This is a genomic window from Acidovorax sp. Root275, assembly GCF_001428965.1.
GTDB classification, from domain to species: domain Bacteria; phylum Pseudomonadota; class Gammaproteobacteria; order Burkholderiales; family Burkholderiaceae_C; genus Acidovorax; species Acidovorax radicis.
Genome location: NZ_LMJH01000001.1, coordinates 72549 through 94350 on the forward strand (window position 1 = coordinate 72549; position 21802 = coordinate 94350).

Below are 21802 nucleotides of genomic sequence, written 5' to 3' on the forward strand. Positions count from 1 at the left end.
CACCATGAGCAACAACCCACAACCCATCCGTTTCGGCGTCATGCTGCATGGCGCAGGCGGCCACATGAATTCGTGGAAGCACCCCGCAGGCCCCGCGGATGCAAGCGTCAACCTCGACTTCTACATCGAGACCACGAAGAAGGCCGAGGCCAACGGCATCGCCTTCGCCTTCGTGGCCGACGGGCTGTTCATCAACGCGAAGTCCATCCCGCATTTTCTGAACCGCTTCGAGCCGATCTCCATACTCTCTGCGCTGGCCGTGGCGACGTCGAAGATTGGCTTGGCGGGCACCATCTCCACCTCGTACAGCGAGCCATTCACGGTGGCGCGGCAGTTCGCGTCGCTGGACCTCATCAGCAAAGGCCGCGCCGGCTGGAACGTAGTGACCACGCCGCTGGAGGGCACGGCCAGCAACTACAGCCGCAACCACCCCGACCATGCGCTGCGCTACGAGATCGCCGACGAATACCTGCAGGTGACGCAAGGCCTGTGGGACAGCTGGGACGAAAACGCCGTGGTGCGCAACCGCGCCACGGGCCAGTTTTTCGACCCGGCCAAGCTGCACACGCTCAACCACAAGGGCCGCTTCTTCCAGGTGGCGGGGCCGCTCAACATCGGCCGGTCGCCGCAGGGGCAGCCGGTGATCTTCCAGGCGGGTTCTTCGGATGCGGGCATTGGCCTGGCCGGCAAGTACGCCGATGCGGTGTTCACCCATTCGCCGTCGGTGGAGGAGACGCGCAGCTTTCTGCGCAAGGTCAAGGCCAGTGCCGTGGTGCATGGCCGCCAGGCCGACGACGTGAAGATCTTCCCCGGCATCGGGCCCGTGGTGGGTGCCACGCAGGAAGAGGCGGACGCCAAGTACCAGGCCATCCGCGAGCTGCTCACGGTGGATGAAGCGCTGGCCTACCTGGGCCGCTACTTTGACCACCACGACTTCAGCCAGTACCCGCTGGACGCGCCCTTCCCGGAGCTGGGCGAGATCGGCCGCAACAGCTTTCGCTCCACCACCGACCGCATCAAGGCTGATGCAAAGGCGCGCGGCCTGACCCTGCGCCAGGTGGCGCTGGAGGCCGCCACGCCGCGCTCGCAGTTCGTGGGCACCGGCGAGCGTGTGGCCGACGAGATCATCCGCTGGGTGGACGAGGGTGCTGCCGATGGCTTCATCCTGGGCTTCCCCGTGCTGTCCCAGGGGCTTGATGATTTCATCACCCACGTGATCCCCGTGTTGGAGGCGCGAGGCCGCTACCAGCGCACGCTGCCGGGCCACACCCTGCGCGACCACCTGGGCCTGCCGCGCAAGGCCAGCCGGTATGCGCAGGCCGATGCGGATGCAGCCACGGCGCCAGAGAAGAAGGTCGCGTGATGGGGGCAGTATTGCCAGCAGCAGCTTCGGCGCATGACGTGCAGCGGGTGAAAAGTGTGGAAGAAGGCATTGCCGCCTTCATCCACGAGTTCCAGGCATTGCGCCGGGACCTGCACCAGCACCCCGAGCTGTCGTTCCAGGAGCACCGCACCTCGGCCATTGTGGCCGAGCGCCTGGCGTCCTGGGGCTACGAATTGACCACCGGCATCGCGGGCACCGGCCTGGTGGGCACGCTGCGCCGGGGGCAGGGCACCAAGACCCTGGGCATCCGAGCCGACATGGACGCACTGCCCATCACCGAGGCCACGGGCCTGCCGTATGCCAGCCAGAACGCTGGTGTGATGCACGCCTGCGGACACGATGGGCACACCACGGTGCTGCTGGCGGCCGCGCGCTTCCTGGCCGAGTCGGGCCGCTTCGACGGCACGCTGAACCTGATCTTTCAGCCCGCCGAGGAGAACGGCGGCGGTGCACAGCACATGATCGGCGAGGGCCTGTTCGAGCGCTTTCCGTGCGACGCGGTGTTCGGCCTGCACAACTGGCCCTGCGTGGGCGCGGGGCACTTCGGCTGCGTCACCGGGCCTGCCATGGCCTCGGTGGACCAGATCACCATCACCGTGCGCGGCAAGGGCGGCCACGGCGCCGCGCCGCACGAGACGGTGGACCCGGTGGTGGCCAGCGCACACATCATCACCGCGCTGCAGACGGTGGTCTCGCGCAATGTCGATCCGCTCGACATGGGCGTGGTCACGGTGGGCTCCATCCATGGCGGCAATGCGCCCAACGTGGTACCCGAGAGTGTGGAGCTCAAGCTCACCGCACGGGCCTTCAAACCCGAGGTGCGCGCGGTCTTGCAAGAGCGCATTCCGGCCATCGCCCGCGCGCAGGCCGAGAGCTTCGGCGCCACGGCCGATGTGTTGTACCGGCCCGGCTACCCGGCCGTGCTGAACCATGAGGCCGAGACGGAGCTGGCACGCAGTGTGGCCATCGACACCTTCGGTGCAGCGCGCGTGGACGCAGGCTTTCGCCCGCGCACGGCCAGCGAGGACTTCGCCTTCATGCTGCTCAAACGCCCTGGCAGCTACGTGTTCGTGGGCAATGGCGATGGCGCATCGCTGCACAGCCCGTACTACGACTTCAACGACGCCATCTTGGCGCCCTCGGCCACGTACTGGGTGCGGCTGGCCGAGCGGTTTCTGGCCTGAGACCCCTTTCACGAGAAAGCCCTCCCCATGAGTGACAGCTTCATCTACACCTCGCCTGCCGATCCCCTGGCCCGACCGCTTATCGACGAGCTGTCGCACGAGTACCAGTCGCGCTACGGCGAGTTCTACGACCGCGAAGGCGGGCAGCGCGAGATGGAGAAGTACCCGCCCGAGCTGTTCACGCCGGAGCACGGCGGCAGCTTTGTACTGCTGCTGCGCGGCGGGCAGGCCATTGGCGGCGGCGCCTTCAAGCGCCACAGCGACGCGCACACGGCGGAGCTCAAGCGCGTGTGGACGCACTCGGCCCACCGCCGCCAGGGCCTCGCCGCCAGGGTGTTGCTGGAGCTCGAAGCGCAGGCGCTGCGCCAGGGCTATGCGCGGCTGTACCTCACCACCGGCTTTCGCCAGCCCGAGGCCGTCGGGCTGTATCTGGGCCACGGGTACACGGCGCTGTTCGACACCACGCTGCCGCACGAGACGTACCGCCATCTGCCGTTCGAGAAGACTCTGCGCGCCGTGGACGGCCTGGAGTCCACCGCCACGTTGACGGCGCCCACCACACCGCACGCCCTGGGCGCGGGGCGCGCCGCGGTCGTGGCGCAAGCGGCCTGAAAGCCGCCACGGACACCGGCCCCGCCTGCCCCCGCTTTTTTCCACGAACCCCGACAGCCTGCGAGACCTCACCACCATGTCCACCTCCACCACCCTGGACGCCGCTGCCGGTCTGCCGCTAGGCTCCGGCCATGCCGCGCCGCCTGTGGCTAGCAGCCATGCGCCCAGCGCGCCGGCCGCCACCCCATCGCCTGCACCGGCGAAGGGCGACTATTCACACTACAAAGTCGTGCCCGCGCGCTACCGGGCACGGGCGGCCGGCACGGTGTTTGCCGCCGTAGTCATCGGGCTGGTGCTGTACTCGGTGTTCACCAACCCGCGCTGGGGCTGGAGCATCTTCGGCGAGTATTTCTTCTCGGAACCCGTGCTGGTGGGCCTGGGCCGCACGCTGCTGCTCACCGCACTGGGGGCGCTGTTCGGCTTCACGTTGGGCACGGCGCTGGCGCTGGCCCGCGTGTCGCGCTCGCCGCTGCTGGCGGGGCTGTCGTGGACCTTCATCTGGATCTTCCGGTCCATCCCGGTCATCGTGCTGCTGCTCATCATCAACAACCTGGGCTACCTGTACGAGACCGTGAGCCTGGGCGTGCCTTTCACCGGCTGGACGTTCTTCTCGTACCCCACCACGCAGCTCATCAGCCCCTTCGTGGCGGCGCTGATCGGCCTCACGCTGAACCAGGCAGCCTTTGCGTCGGAGATCGTGCGTGGCGGCATTTTGTCGGTGGACCAGGGGCAGCTGGAAGCCGCTGCCGCCCTGGGTCTGCCGCGCCGCCGCCAGGCGTTTCGCATCGTGCTGCCGCAGGCCATGCGGTCCATCCTGCCCGCGGGCTTCAACGACATCATCGGGCTGGCCAAAGGCACGTCCAATGTGTACATCCTGGCCCTGCCCGAGCTGTTCTACACCATCCAGATCATCTACCGCCGCAACCTGGAGGTGATCCCGCTGCTCATGGTGGCCACCGTGTGGTACCTGGTGATCCTGACGGTGCTGTCGCTGCTGCAGCACTACATCGAGCGCCATTTCTCCAAGGGCGCGCTGCGCAGCCTGCCGCCGTCGATCTTCAGCGGCATTGCGCAGCGCCTGTGGCCTGCGCGGCGTGTGGCCGTGCAAGGTGATACAGCGGTGACCGCACCGGCAGCAGCGCCCACGCCCGGCGTCGCCACCGTGCCGCGCTGGACGGGCGAGCGCAACCGCGGTGGTGAAGTCACCATTCACGGCGTGTCCAAGAGCTACGGCGCCCTGCGCGTGCTCAAGGACGTCACTTTGACGGTGCCACCCGGCAGCGTCACGGTGATCCTGGGGCAGTCGGGCTCGGGCAAGTCGACCTTGCTGCGCACCATCAACCACCTGGAGCGCGTGGACGATGGCTTTATCGCTATCGATGGCGAGCTGATCGGCTACCGCCAGGACGCCGACACCCTGTACGAGCTGAGCGAAAAGGACATCCTCCAACGCCGGGTGGACGTGGGCATGGTGTTCCAGAACTTCAACCTGTTCCCGCACCTCACAGTGCTGGAGAACATCGTCGAAGCCCCGGTCACCGTGCGCAAGCTGCCGCGTGCCGAGGCCGAAGCCCTGGCGCTGGAGCTGTTGGCGCGCGTGGGCCTGTCCGACAAGGCACACAGCTATCCACGGCAGCTCTCCGGCGGGCAGCAGCAGCGCGTGGCCGTTGCACGGGCCCTGGCGCTCAAGCCCAAGGTGCTGCTGTTCGACGAGCCCACCTCTGCGCTCGACCCCGAGCTGGTGGGCGAGGTGCTCGATGTGATCAAGGAGCTGGCGCGCACCGGCACCACGCTCATCATCGTGACGCACGAGATCGGCTTTGCCCGCGAGGTGGCCGACACGGTGGTCTTCATGGAGCAGGGCCGCGTGCTGGAGACCGGTATACCCGCCAAGGTGTTCGGCCAGCCTGACCACCCGCGCACGGCGGAGTTCCTGGCCAAGGTGCTCTGAGCCGCCGGCCACCTTACATCCGCAACCGTAGCGGCCTGTCTGGGCCAACCGGCCTGTAGCCCAGGCCGGGCTGCGGCATGGGCGCCGCTGTGATCTGTCCGATTTTTTGCTTCTTCCTTTGCCTGTTTTCCTGACCCATCCATTTCATCCCCGGAGCCGATCCATGACCCTTGTGAACCGAACCCTCGCAGCCTTGGCACTGGCCGCTGCGTCCATCGCCGCACTGGCGCCTATCCATGCTGCTGCGCAAGCCATCGACCTGAGTCCCGAGCAACCCACGCGCCCCCGCTCGCAGAAGGTGGACGAGGCGCTCAAGCTCGTCGGCAAGGACTTCAAGTTCGCCAAGGACGGCGTGCTCACCGTGGGCACCACCACCGGCCGCCTGCCATTCGGCGCCTACGCCACCGACAACAAGACGCCCGTGGGCAACGCGCCGGACATCGCGCAGCTGGTGGCCGACAGCCTGGGGCGCAAGCTGGAGTTGGTGTCGGTGGCCTGGGCCGACTGGCCGCTGGGCCTGCAGTCCGGCAAGTTCGATGTGGTGATCTCTAACGTCACTGTGACCGAGGAGCGCAAGGAGAAGTTCGACTTCTCGACCTACCGCAACGACCAGCTGGGCGTGTACGTGAAGGCCGGCAGCAAGATCACGTCGGTGAAGGAGCCCAAGGACGTGGCGGGCCTGAAAGTAGTGGTCGGCGCAAGCACCAACCAGGAGCAGATCCTGCTGCGCTGGAACCAGCAGAACGTTGCCGCAGGGCTCAAGCCGGTGGACATCCAGTACTACGACGACGATGTGGTGCTGTACCTGGCGCTGGCCTCCGGGCGTGCCGACGCCTACCTGGCCCCCAACGGCATCGCTGCGCACAACGCGCGCGACGGCAAGACCAAGTTGGTGGGCACCTTCTCGGGCGGCTGGCCCCAGGCGGCCGAGATCGCCGTGACCTCGCGCAAGGGCTCCGGCATTGCCGACGCGATCACGGTGGCGCTGAACGCGCAGATCAAGAACGGCAACTACGCCAAGGCGCTGGAGCGCTGGAATCTGCAGTCCGAGGCGATCCAGGTCGCGCGCACAAACCCACCCGGCCTGCCCAAGAAGTAAGCCTGCAGTGTTCAAGGACCTTCCATGACTCTCCATTCCCTATCGCGCCGCAGCCTCGTGGCCCTGGCCTCGGCGTGTGCTCTGTCCTGTGCATGGACCGTTGCCAGCGCTGCTGCCGCATTCGATTTCAGCCCCGAGCAGAAGGGCCGCGTCCGCGCCGAGAAGGACGCCGCTGCCGTCCAGGCGATCCCGAAGAACTTCAAGTTCGTGAAGGACGGCGTGTTCACCGTGGCCATCGCCCCCTTCGCGCCGCCCATCGCCACCTACGCGAGCGACGCCAAGACCGTGGTGGGCTTCGACCCCGACTACGCGCAGCTCATCGCCGACGCGCTGGGACTCAAACTCGAATTGCTACCGATTGCCTGGGCCGACTGGCCGCTGGGCCTCTCCTCTGGCAAGTACGACGCTGTGATCTCCAACGTGGGCGTGACGGAGCAGCGCAAGGAGAAGTACGACTTCTCCACCTACCGCCTGGGCCTGCACGGCTTTTACGTGCGCGCCGACAGCAAGATCACCTCCATCAAGGAGCCCAAGGACATTGCGGGGCTGAAGGTCATCACCGGCTCGGGCACCAATCAGGAGCGCATCCTGCTGGAGTGGAACAAGCAAAACGTTGCTGCGGGCCTCAAGCCCGTGGAGCCCGTGTACTTCGACGATGACGCCGCGCGGCTGCTGGGTGTGGTCTCGGGCCGGGCCGACGCCAACTTCAACCCCAACGCGCCGCAGGCCTACCACGCGGCCAAGGACGGCAAGATCAAGCTCGTGGGCACGGTGAACGCCGGCTGGCCGCTCAAGTCCGACGTGGCCATCACCACGCGCAAGGGATCGGGCCTGGCCGATGCGCTGACGCTGGCCACCAACGGGCTCATCAAGAACGGCAAGTACACACAGGCGCTGCAGCGCTGGAGTTTGCTGGAAGAGGCCTTGCCCAAGTCCGAGACCAACCCCCCTGGACTGCCCAAGTTCTGACCATGGCCATTGCGCACCTCGCATTTCTGACGCCCGGTAACTATGCCGAGGACAACCCCTTCCAGGGCCTGGAAGACACCTTGCGCCTGTTTGAGCAGGGGGAAGCCCTGGGCTACCAGGGCGCGTGGGTGCGCCAGCGGCATCTGGAGCGGGCCGTGTCGTCCGCCACCACGCTGCTGGCCGCCGCCACGCAGCGCACGCGCCGCATCGCGCTGGGCACGGCGGTGATCCAGATGGGGTATGAGAACCCTTTCCGGCTGGCGGAAGACCTGGCGACGGTGGATGTGCTTTCGCGCGGGCGGCTGCAGGTGGGGCTGAGTGCGGGCGCGCCGCCGTATGGACCGCTGTTGGGTGGGCACCTGTTCGATGGCGATGCGCAGGGCATCGACTTCTCGCATGCGCGCGTGGAGCGCCTGCGCAGCAACCTGTGGGGCGATTTTCTTGGTGATGACGATTTCTTCGTGGAGTCACCCGCAGGCCGCCAGCGCCCACGCGTGCAGCCCCATGCTGCGGGGCTGGTGGAGCGCCTGTGGTACGGCGGCGGCTCCCTCAAGTCGGCGCAGTGGGCGGGCGCGCAGGGCTACCACTTGCTGATCGGCAACCTCAACCGGGGCGAGCAGACCGACGACTTCTTTGCGGCGCAGCGCAGCCAGCTGGACCTGTTCCACGCGAGCTGGTCGGCGCCCCATGCCCCGCGCGTGGCGCTGGGGCGGGTCATCGTGCCGCTGGACAGTGCCGACGCCGCCACCCGTGCACGCTACCGCGCCTGGGCGGCACTCAGGGTGCCGCGCACGCTGAGGCCACAGGGCGATCGCCGCACGCTGTTCGCGCGCGACCTGGTGGGCACCTCCGACGAAATCCTGGAGAGCCTGCGCCAGGACCCCATCGTGCCGAGCGTGCAGGAACTGCGGCTGGAGCTGCCGTACGACTTCAGCGTCGAAGACTATGCGCAGATCCTGAGCGACACCGCGCGGTACATCGCACCGGAACTCGGCTGGTCACCGGCTGCTGCGGAGCCCGGGGCCCCCGGTGGTCACTGCCCGGCGCGCGCGGCGGACACTTCGCGGCCCAGCTCGATCACGGCCATCGCGTAGTAGCTCGACCAGTTGTAGCGCGTGATGGCGTAGAAGTTCTCGGTGCCTGCCACGTAGCTGGCGGCATCGCCGCCGTTTTGCAGTTCGATCAACGCCAGAGGGCCTGTGTGCTGCACGCCCGCGGCGTCCAGCACGGCGCCCTTGGCCTGCATGCTGGCCACGCTGAAGGTGGGCAGGATGTCAGGTGTCATCAGCTCATCGAGCTGCAGGCGCGCGGTGTCGAACTGCACGCCGAAGTGCGTGGGCATGCCCGGCGTCCAGCCGTGGCCGCGAAAGTAGTTGGCCACCGAGCCGATGGCGTCGGCCGGGCTCTTGAACAGGTCCACGCGGCCGTCGCCATCGAAGTCGATGGCATAGCGCACCCAGCTCGACGGCATGAACTGCCCCAGGCCCATGGCACCGGCGTAGCTGCCGCGGGGCTCGAACGGGTCGGTGTTGCTGCGGTTGGTGAGGCTCAGGAACTGCTCCAGCTCGCGGCGGAAAAATTCGGTGCGCTCTTTGGCGCGCGGATGGGCTGACGGGAAATCAAACGCCAGCGTGGCCAGCGCGTCCATCACACGGAAGGTGCCCATCTGCTGCCCGTAGATGGTCTCTACACCGATGATGCCGACGATGATCTCGGCGGGCACGCCGTACTCGCGCTCGGCCCGCTCCAGCGTCGCCTGGTTCTCCTGCCAGAACCGCTGGCCGGCGCGGATGCGGATGGGGTCGATGAAGCGGCTGCGGTACACCCGCCAGTTCTTGGCGGTGCCTTTGGGCGGCGGCAGCATGAGCCGTGGGACCTGTGGCAGGAAGTGCGCCTGTCCAATGGCCTGGCGCACCCACTCGCGGTCCAGGTCGCGGCGTGCGGCCAGATCGTCGGCAAACTGCAGCGCCTCGGTGCGCGATGCGTAGAGCACCGCTGGTTTTTGCTTTGTGGTGGCGGTTTTAGAGGGTTTTTGGGGGCTTGCGCTTACTGGTATTGTGCAAAATGCTATTAAAAATATAGCAACCGTGGTCCATGGAGCTGTCTTCGTCATTTCGGGTGTTCGTTACTTTGTTGTGTCCCTGCGCCTCGAAACCGGCGCGACCCAGGCCAGGGCCGCCGCGCAAGGGCAGCCCCGCCGCGCCAGCGGCGTCCCCCTTCCCGGCGAAGCCGCCCAGGGGGATGATTCATCTCTTTGGCCAGGGCAAGGTGCGGAACTCGCGCCGCAGGGCACCCAGTTCGGAGTCGGGGTGGGGGGCGTAGCGCAGTCGCTCCAGCCGCAGCAGCCAGTCTGCCACTTCAGCGGCCGGCGCCCCGAATTGTGCACGCACCCGTTCTGCCATTGCGCGTGGGGGCAGGGTTTCTGGCAGTGGCAGCCCGGCGCGCGCCAGGCGTTGGCGCGTGCGGGCCAGCAGCCGCAGCCAGGGGTCGTGCTGGCTGCGCTCCCACAGGCTCCAGCCCATGCCGCCCAGTGCAGCCGCGATGACCAGGGTGCCCAGCACGGTGGTGAGGTCCTGCCAGCTGGGAGATTCAAACCCCAGCGCTTTGAGCAGGTCCATCTGGCGGCTCTGGGTGTAATTGAGCACCCACTGGTTCCAGCCATTGTTGACGGCTTCCCACACGGCCCGCAGGTTCTGCACCATGCCGGGGCTGAGGGTGCCCAGGGCGCTGGCGAACGCGCCTTGGGGTGCACGCAGGCGCTGGAACTGGCCCACGCGCCCCGGCGAGACGGCGCCTGTAGGGTCCACGCGCACCCAGCCGCGCTCTTCCATCCAGACTTCGGCCCAGGCATGGGCATCGGCATTGCGCACGGTCCAATAGCCATCCACCGGGTTGCGCTCACCCCCCTGGTAGCCCGTGACGATGCGTGCGGGCACATCCATGGCGCGCATCAGCACCACGAAGGCCGAGGCAATGTGCTCGCAGAAGCCCTCCTTGCGGTCAAACCAGAATTCGTCGGCGGTGTGTTCGCCAAAAACGCCGGGATCCAGGGAGTAGTTGTAGCCGCCCGTGCGCAGGCGCTCCAGCACCGCATTGACGAGCGTGCCGGTGCTGGCATTGGCCAGTGCGGGGTCGGCACGCATCTGCGCGGCCAGCGCCAGGGTGCGGGGGTTGAAGCCGGGCGGCAGCTCGGTGTACACGCGCAACTGGCGCACGGACTGCTGGGGACCATGGCGGTACTCGGGGTAGCTCACGGCCTGGTAGCGCAGTACATCGGTGATGGGGCGTGTGGTCATCCACTGCAGGTCCTGGGTCATGTAGGCCTGCATTTGATTGGGCAGCTGTGGCGCCTCGGGCGTCGCCTCCAGCACCATCAGCCAGGGTTGTCGCTGGGGTTCGAGCGTCACTTCGTAGCGCACGGCCGGGCCGCTCACCTGCAGGTTGGCGGGCAGGGCTGCGCGCGCGGCCCAGGCGCTGTCTTCCCGAAACGGCTCGGCCTGCCATTGACGGCCATCGAATGCCGTCATGACGGGGCCGCGAAAGTACAGCGTGGACTGCGGGGGCACGTCGGTGGGCGCCCCCTCGAAGCGCAGGCGGATGGCCACGCGCTCATCGAGCGCGATCTCGGCCATCTCGCCGATCTTCATCGTGCCCGACAGGCCGCTGCGCCCGGTGAGGTTTTCGCCAGGCATGCCCCACAGCGGCGACATGCGTGGAAACAGCATGAACAGCGCCACCATGATGGGCGCCCCCAGCAGCGCCATGGTGCCCGCCATGCGGAAGGTCTGCGCCAGGGGCGGGCGCCCCACTGGCATGTGGGCATTGACCAGCGCCATGAGCAGGCCCAGCAGCGCCACCAGCATGGCGGCGGCGGTCAGCAGCGACTGCGAGAAGAAGAAATTGCTGAGCATCGTGAAGAAGCCCAGGAAAAACACCACCATCGCGTCGCGGCGCGCGCGCAGCTCCAGCATCTTGAGCGCGAGCAGCATGACGACCAGGGTAACGCCCGCATCACGCCCGAGGATGGTGCGGTGCGTGAACAGCGTGCCCGCTACCGCCACCATCAGCAGGGCGGCCACGGTCCAGCGGCTGGGCAGTGGGCGCCCCACCCAGGCCAGCCAGCCGCGCCACAGCAGCAGGCCGCTGGCCAGCAGGCTGGTCCACACCGGCAGGTTGGACATCTGCGGCGCGATGACCCACACGATCACGAACAGCAGAAAGAGCGTGTCGCGGGCGTCGCGCGGCAGGGAAACAAGGGTCTGGCGCAGGTTCATGGCAAAGGTTCACGCCCGGCTGGTGGGGATTGGTGTGCTATTGAAAATATAGCTATTGACGCATTGCTGGTAAACGCTAGGTGCCAATTTGATGCGAATTTTGACGAGAGGATCAGCACAGTGCCAGCGCTTCCAGGCAATTTCTTCGGTGTGCGGCCCCCGTGTCCGGGGCGATCTCCACACCCGGCAGGCGCAGGCCATAGTCCAGCCCCAGCCGGTCGGCCTGCAGCACCCAGGCGGTCAGGCGCGAGATGCGGGCTTCATGGTCGGGCAGCGCCGCGCGGGCGAGGTCCAGCCACAGCTCGTGCCGCTGGGCCTGCTGGGCGTCGCGGCTCACCAGGTCGTCCGTGCCGGTGCCCAGCGATTTGGCGGCCTTCTTCCAGACCACCAGCTTGAGCGGATCACCCCGGCGGTAGGCGCGCACGCCGTCGAATTCGCCAATGCCCTGGGATTGCGCGTTGCCCGTGCCGCCCGCGCGGGGTTCGCCAGGAGGCAGGGACGGTGCGGGGGTCTCGGGCGCAGGGTAGACCAGCACCTGGGCGGCGGGGCGCCAGTAGGTCCAGACGCGGAAAGTTCCGAGCGGAAAGCGCGTCTCGGCGGTCAATGTGGGCACGCGGTGCAGGCCCCGGCGCGGTGGTTTGAAGGCCACCTGCACATTGGACTGCCCCTGCGCAGGCACGTCGGTCCAGGCCCAGTGGTGCGCCTCCTTGCCCGTGCCGTGCACCGACAGCGCAATGCCGTACCGCGGGGTCTTGCGTTCGCTGGACAGCTGGATGTCAAACGCCGTGCTGGTGCCCATGAAGTGCGGCTCGGGGGACTTCAGATGCAGCGTGAGGCCACGCAGGTTGGCGTGGCAGATGTGCATGCCCACCACGGCGCTGCCCGCCAGCAAAAAGGTCAGCAGGTAGCCCAGGTTGAGCTGGTAGTTGATGGATGCAACCAGCAAGACGATGAGCGTCAATGCCAGCATCCAGCCCGAGCCTGTGGGCAGGATGTAGACATTGCGCTGGGTGAGCGCGAGCGTGTCGCTCAGCGGCAACCGCGCCTGCCACCAGCGCTGGAAGCGGCGGCGCAGTGGCGCAAAGGGATTCAGCCGGGCAGCCAGGCTGCGCCAGCGGGCAGTGGGTGACAGGGAGAGCGGGGCAGCGGATTCCATGGATCAGGGCAAGGGCACCGCTTCGACCATCGCTCGGACTTGCTCCACCGCGCCGCGCCCGGCGTCGCCCACGGGCACCAGGCGGTGGGCGATGGTCTGGGGCAGCACGGCCTGCACGTCGTCGGGGGCCACATAGTCGCGCCCGCTGATGAGGGCCTGCGCCTTGGCCGCACGCACCAGCGCAATGCCCGCGCGGGGCGACAGGCCCTGCAAAAACCACCGGCCCGAGCGCGTGGCGGCAATCAGGTCCTGCACATAGTTGAGCAGCGGGTCGGCCGTGTGGATGGCCTGCACCTGGCGCTGCAACTCGGCCAGCTCCTCGTCGGACAACAAGGGCAGCATGGTGTCCACCATGTCCCGCCGGTCGGCGCCCGCCAGCAGCACGCGTTCGGCCGCGCGGTCGGGGTAGCCGATGGAGATGCGCATCAAAAAACGGTCCAGCTGCGATTCGGGCAGCGCAAAGGTGCCCAGCTGGTCGTGGGGGTTCTGGGTGGCAATCACGAAGAACGGGTGGGGCAGGGCGCGTGTTTCGCCTTCCACCGATACCTGTTTTTCTTCCATGGCTTCCAGCAGCGCACTCTGCGTCTTGGGGCTGGCGCGGTTGATTTCATCGGCCAGCAACACCTGGGCGAACACCGGGCCGGGGTGGAACACGAAGGCCTCCTTGCCGCGTTCGTACACCGATACGCCGGTCAGGTCGCTGGGCATCAGGTCGGCGGTGAACTGCACGCGCGAGAACTGCAGGCCAAACGTGCGCGAAAGGGCATGGGCCAGGGTGGTCTTGCCCACCCCCGGCACGTCTTCGATCAGCAGGTGCCCACCCGCCAGCAGGCAGGCCACGCAGTCCTGGACCTGGGCCTGTTTGCCCACGATCACCGTGTTAAGCTGATCCAGAAGTGATTTGATTTTGTGCTGTGCGTTCATGGCACGACGTTATCCGAAAAACCGAGAAAAATGCGACACGCGGGGACAAGACTGTGAGCAAGACGGGCTATTTCACCCATCGGGATTGTTGGAAGCACGAGATGGGCCCGGGTCACCCCGAATGCCCCGAACGGCTGGATGCGATTGAAGACCGCTTGCTGATCACCGGAGTGGGCGATGCCTTGGAGCGCTATGACGCCCCCGAGGCCTCGCTGGCCGATATTGAATTGGCCCACGGCCGCATGCACATCGCGGCACTGCGCGGCATGTCCGACCGGCTCAATGAAGAGCTGATGGCCGGTGGCCCCAATTACGCGCAGATCGACACCGACACCTCCATCAATGCCCACACCTGGAAGGCGTCGCTGCGCGCCGCCGGGGCAGCGCTGGCCGCCACCGACGCGGTGATGGCGGGCGAGGTGGAAAACGCGTTCTGCTCGGTGCGCCCCCCCGGCCACCATGCCTGCCGCGACAAGGCCATGGGGTTCTGCTTCTTCAACAACGTCGCCGTGGCGGCCAAGTACGCGCTGCAGCGCTACAACCTGCAGCGCGTGGCGGTGGTGGACTTTGATGTGCACCACGGCAATGGCACCGAGGACATCCTGGCCAACGACCCGCGGGCGCTGATGGTCAGCATCTTCCAGCACCCGTTCTACCCCTACAGCGGCGACCACGATCCCGCGCCCAACATGGTCAACGTGCCCGTGCCTGCCTACACACGGGGCATGGACATCCGCGAAATCATCGAGATGATGTGGATGCCCCGGCTGGAGGCCTTCAAGCCCGAGATGATTTTTGTGAGTGCGGGCTTTGATGGCCACCGCGAGGACGACATGGGCCAGCTGGGCCTGACCGAGCAGGACTATGCCTGGATCACCCAGCGCGTGAAGGATGTGGCGCGCCGCTATTCCCAAGGCCGCATCGTGTCGTGCTTGGAGGGCGGCTATGTGATGGGACCGCTGGCACGCAGTGTGGAGGCGCATTTGCGGGTCCTGGCTGATCTTTGACTCCCCCTGAGCCGCCTGCGGCGTCTTCCCCCTGAAGGGGACGCCACCCGTGGCCTAGCGGAGCCAGCTCCACGGTGGCACTGGCCTCATGCGCGCCTGTTTCAAACGCCCCTCGCATTGCTGTGCAGGAGAAACAACATGACGATTCCAAATTCTGACGAGCTGCTGCTGATCACCCGTGATACGCGCGGTGTGGTCACCCTCACTTTGAACGACCCTGCACGCTTCAATGCGTTGGGCTCTGAAATGCTGACAGCCTTGCAACAGGCGCTGGACGACACGGGCCGCGACGAATCTGTGCGCGTGGTGGTGCTGGCCGCAGCGGGCAAGGCCTTCTGTGCGGGGCACAACCTCAAGGACATGGCGGCGAACCCGGAGCTGGCGTACTACCAAAAGCTGTTTGCGCAATGCAGCCGCATGATGCTGACCATCCACAAGTTGCCCGTGCCCGTGATCGCGCGCGTGCAAGGCATGGCGACGGCGGCGGGCTGCCAGCTGGTGGCGCAGTGCGACCTGGCCGTGGCGGCCGACAGCGCGAGTTTTGCCACCAGTGGCATCCACTACGGCCTGTTCTGCGCAACGCCGAGCGTGCCGCTCGTGCGCAATGTGCCCGCCAAGCGGGCTATGGAAATGTTGCTCACCGGCGATTTCATCGATGCGCCCACCGCGCTGGCGCAGGGCCTGGTGAACCGTGTGGTGCCCGCCGACGCGCTGGATGCCGAGGTCGAAAAGCTGGTGGAGTCCATCCTGCAAAAGCCCCGTGTGGCCGTGGCCATGGGCAAGGCGCTGGTGTACCAGCAGCGTGAGCTGGGCATGGACGCGGCCTACCAGTTGGCAGGCCAGGCCATGGCCACCAACATGATGGACGACGCCGCGCAGGAAGGCGCGCGTGCCTTCGCCGAAAAGCGCCAGCCCACCTGGAAGCGCTGAGAGCCATGGCGACGACAGAAATTTCCATGCTCGAAGATGTGGGCCGCTGGGCCGAAGCGTTCCTTCGGCCCACGGTGCTGGTGGAATTGGCCGCCCTGGCCGCCTGCCTGGGGCTGGCCTGGTTGCTGGTGTCGCTGCTGCAGCGTGGACTGCACCGGGGTGACCCGCGCTCCATCCTGTTCGGCGCGCGGATTGTCGATGGCGCACTGTTTCCACTCGCGCTGCTGAGCCTCGCCTATGTGGCGCGAACCGTGCTGCTGCAATGGATTCCGCTGGCCGTGTTCAAGGTTGCCGTGCCGGTGCTGGTGTCCCTGGTGGTCATCCGCATCGGGGTGAAGGTGTTGCAGGTGGCATACCCGGAGGCTGCCTGGGTGCGGCCCATCGAGCGCTCTATCTCCTGGCTGGCCTGGCTGGGCATGGTGCTTTGGGTCACGGGGTTGTTGCCGCTGGTGCTCGATGAGCTGGACCAGATCCACTGGAAGGTAGGGGGTGCCACCCTGTCGGTGCGCACCATGATCGAAGGGGCACTGACGGCTGCTGCCGTGTTGCTGATCGCGCTGTGGATTTCTGCAGCCATCGAGTCGCGCCTGCTGCGCTCTGCCACCGGGGCCGAGCTTTCACTGCGCAAGGCGGTGAGCAATGCCGTGCGGGCGCTGCTGATTTTTGTCGGGCTTATCATGGCCCTGTCGGCTGTGGGCATTGACCTGACCGCGCTGTCGGTGCTGGGTGGTGCCGTGGGCGTGGGCATTGGCTTTGGCCTGCAGAAGCTGGCGTCCAACTACGTGAGCGGCTTTGTGATTCTGGCCGAGCGCAGCATGCGCATTGGCGACAACGTGCGGGTGGACAACTTCGAGGGGCGCATCACCGACATCAACGCGCGCTACACCGTGGTGCGCTCGTCCACGGGGCGCGAGTCCATCGTGCCCAACGAGATGCTGATCATCCAGCGGGTGGAGAACCTGTCGCTGGCAGACCCCCGGGTGTGGCTGTCCACCGTGGTGAGCGTGGGCTATGAAAGTGATGTGGACCTGGTCATCCGCCTGCTGGGTGAGGCAGCCCTTGCCAGCAGCCGCGTGCTGCGCGATCCGGCCCCCAGTGTGGCCTTGTCGGCGTTTGGTGCCGACGGGCTGGAGTTCACCGTGGGTTTCTGGATTGCCGATCCCGAGAACGGCTCGCTGGGCCTGCGTTCGGAGATCAACCGTGCCATCCTGAGTGCGCTGCGCACCCACAAGATCGATATCCCGTACCCGCAGCGGGTCATGCATGTGCAGGTCGAAGGGCCGCTTCCCGCCTCGATGCAGGGCGCGGCTTTGGGCCGGGCGGCATCCGGCACAGAGTAAGCCGTATCGCCCCTTGCCATGCTCCCGCCGGGTGCCCCAGGCGACAGCAAACTCTAGACAGATGCGGTGCTCACTCGCCTATAATCCACAAAAAGCACGATCGTTCGTTTTTTCGATTGTGTGGTCTGTGTCCTGGCCCCGTAGCGCTTTCGTTGCAGTGCGGCATAGAATGTTCTAGTTTACGTAAACGTCAATTCAACCAACTCTAGGAGCCGCAGCAATGAAGGTCTTGGTCCCTGTCAAGCGCGTGGTGGACTACAACGTGAAAGTCCGAGTCAAGTCGGACAACACGGGTGTGGACATCGCCAACGTGAAGATGAGCATGAACCCCTTTGACGAAATCGCCGTCGAAGAGGCCGTGCGCCTGAAAGAAAAAGGCCTGGTGACCGAAGTCATCGCTGTCTCGTGTGGCGTGGCCCAGTGCCAGGAAACCCTGCGCACCGCCATGGCCATTGGCGCCGACCGCGCCATCCTGGTGGAAACCGACGTCGAGTTGCAGCCTCTCGCCGTGGCCAAGATCCTGAAGGCCTTGGTGGACAAGGAGCAGCCCGGCCTTGTGATCCTGGGCAAGCAAGCCATTGATGACGACGCCAACCAGACTGGCCAGATGCTGGCGGCCCTGGCCGACCTGCCCCAGGCCACGTTTGCCAACAAGGTGGAACTGTCGGCCGACAAGGTCAACGTGACCCGCGAAGTGGACGGCGGCCTGGAAACCCTGGCCTTGACCCTGCCTGCGGTCATTACCACCGACTTGCGCTTGAACGAGCCCCGCTACGTCACCTTGCCCAACATCATGAAGGCCAAGAAGAAGCAGCTGGACACCTTCAAGCCCGAAGACCTCGGTGTGGATGTGGCTCCCCGCCTCAAGACCCTCAAAGTCACCGAGCCCGCCAAGCGCGGCGCGGGCGTCAAGGTGGCCGACGTGGCCGCCCTGGTCGAGAAACTCAAGAACGAAGCGAAGGTGATCTAAATGTCGGTACTCGTTATTGCTGAACACGACAACGCCTCCATCAAGGGCGCAACCCTCAACACCGTGACGGCTGCCGTGGCCTGTGGTGGCGACGTGCATGTGCTGGTGGCCGGCCACAACGCGGGCGCTGCCGCAGCCGCCGCGGGCCAGATCGCTGGCGTTGCCAAGGTCATCCATGCAGACGCGCCTGGCCTCGAACACGGCCTGGCCGAAAACGTGGCGGCACAAGTGCTGGCCATTGCTTCCAGCTACAGCCACATCCTCTTTCCTGCCACGGCCAGCGGCAAGAACATCGCCCCCCGCGTGGCGGCCAAGCTCGACGTGGCCCAGATCAGCGACATCACCAAGGTGATTGCTGCCGACACCTTCGAGCGCCCCATCTACGCTGGCAATGCCATCGCCACCGTGCAAAGCGCGGACAGCGTGAAGATCATCACCGTGCGCACCACCGGCTTTGACGCCGCAGCCGCCACCGGTGGCTCTGCCGCCGTCGAAACCGCTGCCGCTACCGCTGATGCAGGCAAGAGCACCTTCGTGGGCAGCGAAATCGCCAAGAGCGACCGCCCCGAACTGACCGCCGCCAAGATCATCGTCTCTGGGGGCCGGGCGCTGGGCAGCAAGGAAAAGTTCGACGAAATCATGACTCCGCTGGCCGACAAGCTGGGTGCCGCCCTGGGCGCCAGCCGCGCAGCAGTGGACGCCGGCTACGCCCCCAACGACTGGCAAGTGGGCCAGACCGGCAAGATCGTGGCGCCCCAGCTGTACATCGCAGCGGGTATCTCGGGCGCGATCCAGCATTTGGCCGGCATGAAGGACTCCAAGGTGATCGTGGCGATCAACAAGGATCCCGAAGCCCCGATCTTCAGCGTGGCCGACTATGGCCTGGAAGCCGACCTGTTCACGGCCGTGCCAGAGCTGGTCAAGGCCCTGTAAGAACGCCCCTGTGCATACAAAGGCATCGCTTGCGATGCCTTTTTTTTGACGAAATTTCCCGGAGACATCCATGAGTTACACCGCACCCCTCAAGGACATGCTGTTCGCCATCGAGCACCTGGCCAACATTGAACAGATCGCCCAAATCCCCGGCTTTGAAGACGCAGGGCTGGACACGGCTGCCGCCGTGCTGGAAGAGTGCGCCAAGTTCAATGAAGGGGTGCTGTCTCCGCTCAACTTCGAGGGTGACAAGAACCCATCGAGCTGGAAAGACGGTGTCGTCACCACCACCCCCGGCTTCAAGGAAGCCTTCCGCCAGTACGGCGAAGGCGGTTGGCAGGGGTTGCAGCACCCGGCCGACTTTGGCGGCCAAGGCTTGCCCAAGACCATCGGCGCGGCCTGCATCGAGATGACAAACAGCGCCAACATGAGCTTCGCGCTGTGCCCGCTGTTGACCGACGGCGCCATCGAGGCGCTGCTCACGGCCGGTAGCGATGAGCTCAAGGCCACTTACCTGGAGAAGCTGGTCACCGGCGAATGGACCGGCACCATGAACCTGACCGAGCCCCAGGCGGGCTCGGACCTGGCCCTGGTGCGCACACGCGCCGAGCCCCTGGCCGACGGCAGCTACAAAATCTTCGGCACCAAGATCTTCATCACCTACGGTGAACACGACATGGCCGAGAACATCGTCCACCTGGTGCTGGCCCGTGTGGCGGGCGCGCCTGAAGGCGTGAAGGGCATCAGCCTGTTCGTGGTGCCCAAGTTCATGGTCAACCAGGACGGCACGCTGGGCGCGCGCAACGACGCGCACTGCGTGAGCATCGAGCACAAGCTGGGCATCAAGGCATCGCCGACGGCGGTGCTGCAGTTCGGCGACCACGGCGGTGCGGTGGGCTATCTGGTCGGCGAGGAAAACCGCGGCCTCGAATACATGTTCATCATGATGAACGCCGCGCGCTACGCCGTGGGCATGCAGGGCATCGCGATCTCCGAGCGCGCCTACCAGAAGGCCGTGCAGTACGCCAAGGACCGCGTGCAGAGCCGCCCGGTGGACGGCTCCATTGCCGCCAGCGCTGCCATCATTCACCACCCCGATGTGAAGCGCATGCTCATGACCATGCGCGCCACGGTGGAAGGCTGCCGCGCCATGGCCACCGTGGCAGCTGCCGCGTTCGACGCCGCGCACCACCACCCGGATGCCGACACGCGCAAGCAGAACCAGGCGTTCTATGAATTCATGGTGCCGCTGGTCAAGGGCTACAGCACCGAGACCAGCCTGGAAGTGACCAGCCTGGGCGTGCAGGTGCACGGCGGCATGGGCTTCATTGAAGAAACCGGCGCCGCGCAGTACTACCGCGATGCCAAGATCTTGACCATCTACGAAGGCACCACCGCCATCCAGGCCAACGACCTGGTGGGCCGCAAGACGGCACGCGATGGCGGCCAGGTGGCCAAGGGCATTGCCGCGCAGATCGAGAAGACTGAAAGCGAACTGCTGGCCAGCGGCACCCCAGCCGCCCTGGCCGTGGCCAAGCGCCTGACTGCCGCACGCAAGGCGCTGCTCGACGTGATCGACTTTGTGGCCGGTGGCACCAAAGCCCAGCCCAACGCCGTGTTCGCGGGCAGCGTGCCTTACCTGATGCTGGCAGGCAATGTGGTCGCGGGCTGGCAACTGGCGCGCAGCCTGCTGGTGGCGCAGGAACTGTTGCAAAAGGGACAGGACGCAGCCTTCATGCGCGCAAAAATCACCACGGCCCAGTTTTATGCCGACCACATCCTGGTGAAGGCCCCCGGTCTGCGCGACAGCATTGTGGAAGGGGCCGCCAGTGTGACCGAGCTGGCGCTGGAAGCGTTCTGAGGGCCGCAGCCGCCAGCCGTTGAGGAGTGAGGCAAGGCCTGTACAGGGTACAGGCTTTTGCTATAAAAATTATAGCTACTTGCGCTTTTTGAATAAGCGCTAGAGGCTTATTTCAATCAAAAACCTGTTCCTGGAAGTTGTTGCCATGTCCAAACTGCCTCCCGTTTTGCAGAACCTCTCGCTCCCCGTCATCGGGTCGCCGCTGTTCATCATCAGCAACCCCAAGCTCGTGATCGAGCAGTGCAAGGCCGGCGTGGTGGGTTCCATGCCCGCGCTCAATGCCCGCCCAGCCGAGTTGCTCGACGAATGGCTGGCCGAGATCACCGAGACGCTGGCCGCCTACAACAAGGCGAATCCGGACAAGCCCGCCGCGCCCTTCGCCATCAACCAGATCGTGCACAAGAGCAATGACCGCCTCGAGCACGACATGCAGGTCTGCGCCAAGTACAAGGTGCCGATCATCATCACCAGCCTGGGCGCGCGCGAGGACGTGAACCAGGCCGTGCATGCCTGGGGCGGCGTGGTGCTGCACGACATCATCAACAACAAGTTCGCCCACAAGGCCATCGAGAAGGGCGCCGACGGCCTGATCGCCGTGGCCGCCGGTGCCGGTGGCCATGCGGGCGTAAAGAGCCCGTTCGCGCTGATCCAGGAGATCCGCCAGTGGTTCGACGGCCCCATCGCGCTCAGTGGCTCCATCGCCAGCGGTGATGCGGTGCTGGCGGCACAGGCCATGGGCGCAGATTTTGGCTACATCGGCTCGGCCTTCATCGCCACACACGAAGCGCGTGCCAGCGATGATTACAAGCAGGCCATCGTTGCGGGCAGCTCGGACGATATCGTCTACAGCAACCTGTTCACCGGCGTGCACGGCAACTACCTGGCCCCATCGATCCGCGCGGCTGGCATGGACCCCGACAACCTGCCCGAATCGGACCCGAGCAAGATGAATTTTGGCGGCGACGCCAAGAAAGCCTGGAAGGACATCTGGGGCTGCGGCCAGGGCATTGGCGCCGTCAATGCCGTCACCAGCACGGCCGAGCTGGTCGCCAAGTTGCGCACCGAATACGAGGCGGCCCGGGCACGGCTGAAGCTCTGACCCACGGCTCGTTGCGTTTCCCCCCTCATCGCCCGCATCGCACCTTCATGTGCGTGTTGCGGGCGAAGCCATTTGTAGGCTGAGCGCGACAGGGCAAACCCCCAATAGA

Annotated in this window: 18 protein-coding genes; 14 read left to right on the plus strand and 4 right to left on the minus strand. The window is 66.1% G+C overall.

Features of this window, described 5'->3' with window-relative positions; translation table 11 throughout:
- Positions 1-4 precede the first annotated feature (4 nt).
- From ASE52_RS00330 to ASE52_RS00365, 7 genes are all read left to right on the plus strand, one after another.
- Positions 5-1363: an LLM class flavin-dependent oxidoreductase gene (locus ASE52_RS00330; protein WP_057222940.1), complete on the plus strand. Its 1359-nt coding sequence runs from the start codon at positions 5-7 to the stop codon at positions 1361-1363.
- The gene (locus tag ASE52_RS00335; RefSeq protein WP_057222941.1) at positions 1363-2568 is read left to right on the plus strand and encodes a M20 aminoacylase family protein; all 1206 of its coding nucleotides are present in this window, start codon (positions 1363-1365) and stop codon (positions 2566-2568) included. Before ASE52_RS00330 ends, ASE52_RS00335 begins: the two co-directional genes overlap by 1 nt.
- A gap of 27 nt (positions 2569-2595) precedes the next feature.
- Positions 2596-3180 carry a GNAT family N-acetyltransferase gene (locus ASE52_RS00340; RefSeq protein WP_057222943.1) on the plus strand — a complete coding sequence of 195 codons (585 nt, stop codon included), beginning with the start codon at positions 2596-2598 and terminating at the stop codon, positions 3178-3180.
- A gap of 76 nt (positions 3181-3256) precedes the next feature.
- On the plus strand, positions 3257-5131 hold the full coding sequence (locus tag ASE52_RS26385; protein ID WP_082606715.1) for an amino acid ABC transporter permease/ATP-binding protein: 1875 nt from the start codon (positions 3257-3259) through the stop codon (positions 5129-5131).
- 163 nt (positions 5132-5294) lie between these two features.
- Positions 5295-6230 (plus strand): ABC transporter substrate-binding protein, encoded by a 936-nt coding sequence (locus tag ASE52_RS00355; protein WP_057222944.1) that lies wholly within the window; start codon positions 5295-5297, stop codon positions 6228-6230.
- 24 nt (positions 6231-6254) lie between these two features.
- On the plus strand, positions 6255-7199 hold the full coding sequence (locus tag ASE52_RS00360; RefSeq protein WP_140426106.1) for an ABC transporter substrate-binding protein: 945 nt from the start codon (positions 6255-6257) through the stop codon (positions 7197-7199).
- A 2-nt stretch (positions 7200-7201) separates the two neighbouring features.
- The gene (locus ASE52_RS00365) at positions 7202-8293 is read left to right on the plus strand and encodes an LLM class flavin-dependent oxidoreductase (protein ID WP_082606716.1); all 1092 of its coding nucleotides are present in this window, start codon (positions 7202-7204) and stop codon (positions 8291-8293) included.
- On the opposite strand, the gene mltB is transcribed toward ASE52_RS00365, so the two are convergent.
- From mltB to ASE52_RS00385, 4 genes are all read right to left on the minus strand, one after another.
- Entirely contained in the window at positions 8233-9312 is a 1080-nt protein-coding gene (gene mltB / locus ASE52_RS00370) for a lytic murein transglycosylase B (RefSeq protein ID WP_057222946.1), read from the minus strand. The genes ASE52_RS00365 and mltB overlap by 61 nt on opposite strands.
- A 133-nt stretch (positions 9313-9445) precedes the next feature.
- A complete protein-coding gene (locus ASE52_RS00375) occupies positions 9446-11473 on the minus strand; it encodes a DUF3488 and transglutaminase-like domain-containing protein (RefSeq protein ID WP_057222947.1) in 2028 nt (675 codons plus the stop codon).
- 112 nt (positions 11474-11585) lie between these two features.
- The gene (locus ASE52_RS00380) at positions 11586-12629 is read right to left on the minus strand and encodes a DUF58 domain-containing protein (RefSeq protein WP_057222948.1); all 1044 of its coding nucleotides are present in this window, start codon (positions 12627-12629) and stop codon (positions 11586-11588) included.
- Between the two features lie 3 nt (positions 12630-12632).
- Positions 12633-13553 carry a MoxR family ATPase gene (locus ASE52_RS00385; protein WP_010460095.1) on the minus strand — a complete coding sequence of 307 codons (921 nt, stop codon included), beginning with the start codon at positions 13551-13553 and terminating at the stop codon, positions 12633-12635.
- 101 nt (positions 13554-13654) lie between these two features.
- Between ASE52_RS00385 and ASE52_RS00390 the strand changes: the two genes are divergently transcribed.
- The 7 genes from ASE52_RS00390 to ASE52_RS00420 all read left to right on the plus strand — a co-directional run bounded on the left by ASE52_RS00390 (position 13655) and on the right by ASE52_RS00420 (position 21693).
- Positions 13655-14560: a histone deacetylase family protein gene (locus ASE52_RS00390; protein WP_057222950.1), complete on the plus strand. Its 906-nt coding sequence runs from the start codon at positions 13655-13657 to the stop codon at positions 14558-14560.
- A gap of 138 nt (positions 14561-14698) precedes the next feature.
- Positions 14699-15490 (plus strand): enoyl-CoA hydratase, encoded by a 792-nt coding sequence (locus ASE52_RS00395; RefSeq protein ID WP_057222952.1) that lies wholly within the window; start codon positions 14699-14701, stop codon positions 15488-15490.
- Positions 15491-15495: 5 nt separating this feature from the next.
- Positions 15496-16830: a mechanosensitive ion channel domain-containing protein gene (locus ASE52_RS00400; protein WP_057222953.1), complete on the plus strand. Its 1335-nt coding sequence runs from the start codon at positions 15496-15498 to the stop codon at positions 16828-16830.
- Positions 16831-17050: 220 nt separating this feature from the next.
- Entirely contained in the window at positions 17051-17800 is a 750-nt protein-coding gene (locus ASE52_RS00405) for an electron transfer flavoprotein subunit beta/FixA family protein (RefSeq protein ID WP_010460101.1), read from the plus strand.
- Positions 17801-18733, plus strand: coding sequence for an FAD-binding protein (locus ASE52_RS00410; protein ID WP_010460103.1), 933 nt, complete (start codon positions 17801-17803; stop codon positions 18731-18733). It abuts the gene before it with no gap.
- A 70-nt stretch (positions 18734-18803) separates the two neighbouring features.
- Positions 18804-20594 carry an acyl-CoA dehydrogenase gene (locus ASE52_RS00415; RefSeq protein WP_057222956.1) on the plus strand — a complete coding sequence of 597 codons (1791 nt, stop codon included), beginning with the start codon at positions 18804-18806 and terminating at the stop codon, positions 20592-20594.
- A 145-nt stretch (positions 20595-20739) separates the two neighbouring features.
- On the plus strand, positions 20740-21693 hold the full coding sequence (locus tag ASE52_RS00420; RefSeq protein ID WP_010460107.1) for a nitronate monooxygenase family protein: 954 nt from the start codon (positions 20740-20742) through the stop codon (positions 21691-21693).
- The last annotated feature ends 109 nt before the right edge of the window (positions 21694-21802 follow it).

Bases quoted from the DNA above. Each gene is read 5' to 3' on its own strand.
- ASE52_RS00375 (WP_057222947.1), bottom strand. From the start codon at position 11,473: ATGAACCTGCGCCAGACCCTTGTTTCCCTGCCGCGCGACGCCCGCGAC.
- ASE52_RS00340 (WP_057222943.1), top strand. From the start codon at position 2,596: ATGAGTGACAGCTTCATCTACACCTCGCCTGCCGATCCCCTGGCCCGA.
- ASE52_RS00395 (WP_057222952.1), top strand. From the start codon at position 14,699: ATGACGATTCCAAATTCTGACGAGCTGCTGCTGATCACCCGTGATACG.
- ASE52_RS00385 (WP_010460095.1), bottom strand. From the start codon at position 13,553: ATGAACGCACAGCACAAAATCAAATCACTTCTGGATCAGCTTAACACG.
- ASE52_RS00360 (WP_140426106.1), top strand. From the start codon at position 6,255: ATGACTCTCCATTCCCTATCGCGCCGCAGCCTCGTGGCCCTGGCCTCG.
- ASE52_RS00380 (WP_057222948.1), bottom strand. From the start codon at position 12,629: ATGGAATCCGCTGCCCCGCTCTCCCTGTCACCCACTGCCCGCTGGCGC.
- ASE52_RS00405 (WP_010460101.1), top strand. From the start codon at position 17,051: ATGAAGGTCTTGGTCCCTGTCAAGCGCGTGGTGGACTACAACGTGAAA.
- ASE52_RS00420 (WP_010460107.1), top strand. From the start codon at position 20,740: ATGTCCAAACTGCCTCCCGTTTTGCAGAACCTCTCGCTCCCCGTCATC.
- ASE52_RS00355 (WP_057222944.1), top strand. From the start codon at position 5,295: ATGACCCTTGTGAACCGAACCCTCGCAGCCTTGGCACTGGCCGCTGCG.
- ASE52_RS00330 (WP_057222940.1), top strand. From the start codon at position 5: ATGAGCAACAACCCACAACCCATCCGTTTCGGCGTCATGCTGCATGGC.
- ASE52_RS00400 (WP_057222953.1), top strand. From the start codon at position 15,496: ATGGCGACGACAGAAATTTCCATGCTCGAAGATGTGGGCCGCTGGGCC.
- ASE52_RS00335 (WP_057222941.1), top strand. From the start codon at position 1,363: ATGGGGGCAGTATTGCCAGCAGCAGCTTCGGCGCATGACGTGCAGCGG.
- ASE52_RS00415 (WP_057222956.1), top strand. From the start codon at position 18,804: ATGAGTTACACCGCACCCCTCAAGGACATGCTGTTCGCCATCGAGCAC.
- mltB (WP_057222946.1), bottom strand. From the start codon at position 9,312: ATGACGAAGACAGCTCCATGGACCACGGTTGCTATATTTTTAATAGCA.
- ASE52_RS26385 (WP_082606715.1), top strand. From the start codon at position 3,257: ATGTCCACCTCCACCACCCTGGACGCCGCTGCCGGTCTGCCGCTAGGC.
- ASE52_RS00390 (WP_057222950.1), top strand. From the start codon at position 13,655: ATGGGCCCGGGTCACCCCGAATGCCCCGAACGGCTGGATGCGATTGAA.
- ASE52_RS00410 (WP_010460103.1), top strand. From the start codon at position 17,801: ATGTCGGTACTCGTTATTGCTGAACACGACAACGCCTCCATCAAGGGC.
- ASE52_RS00365 (WP_082606716.1), top strand. From the start codon at position 7,202: ATGGCCATTGCGCACCTCGCATTTCTGACGCCCGGTAACTATGCCGAG.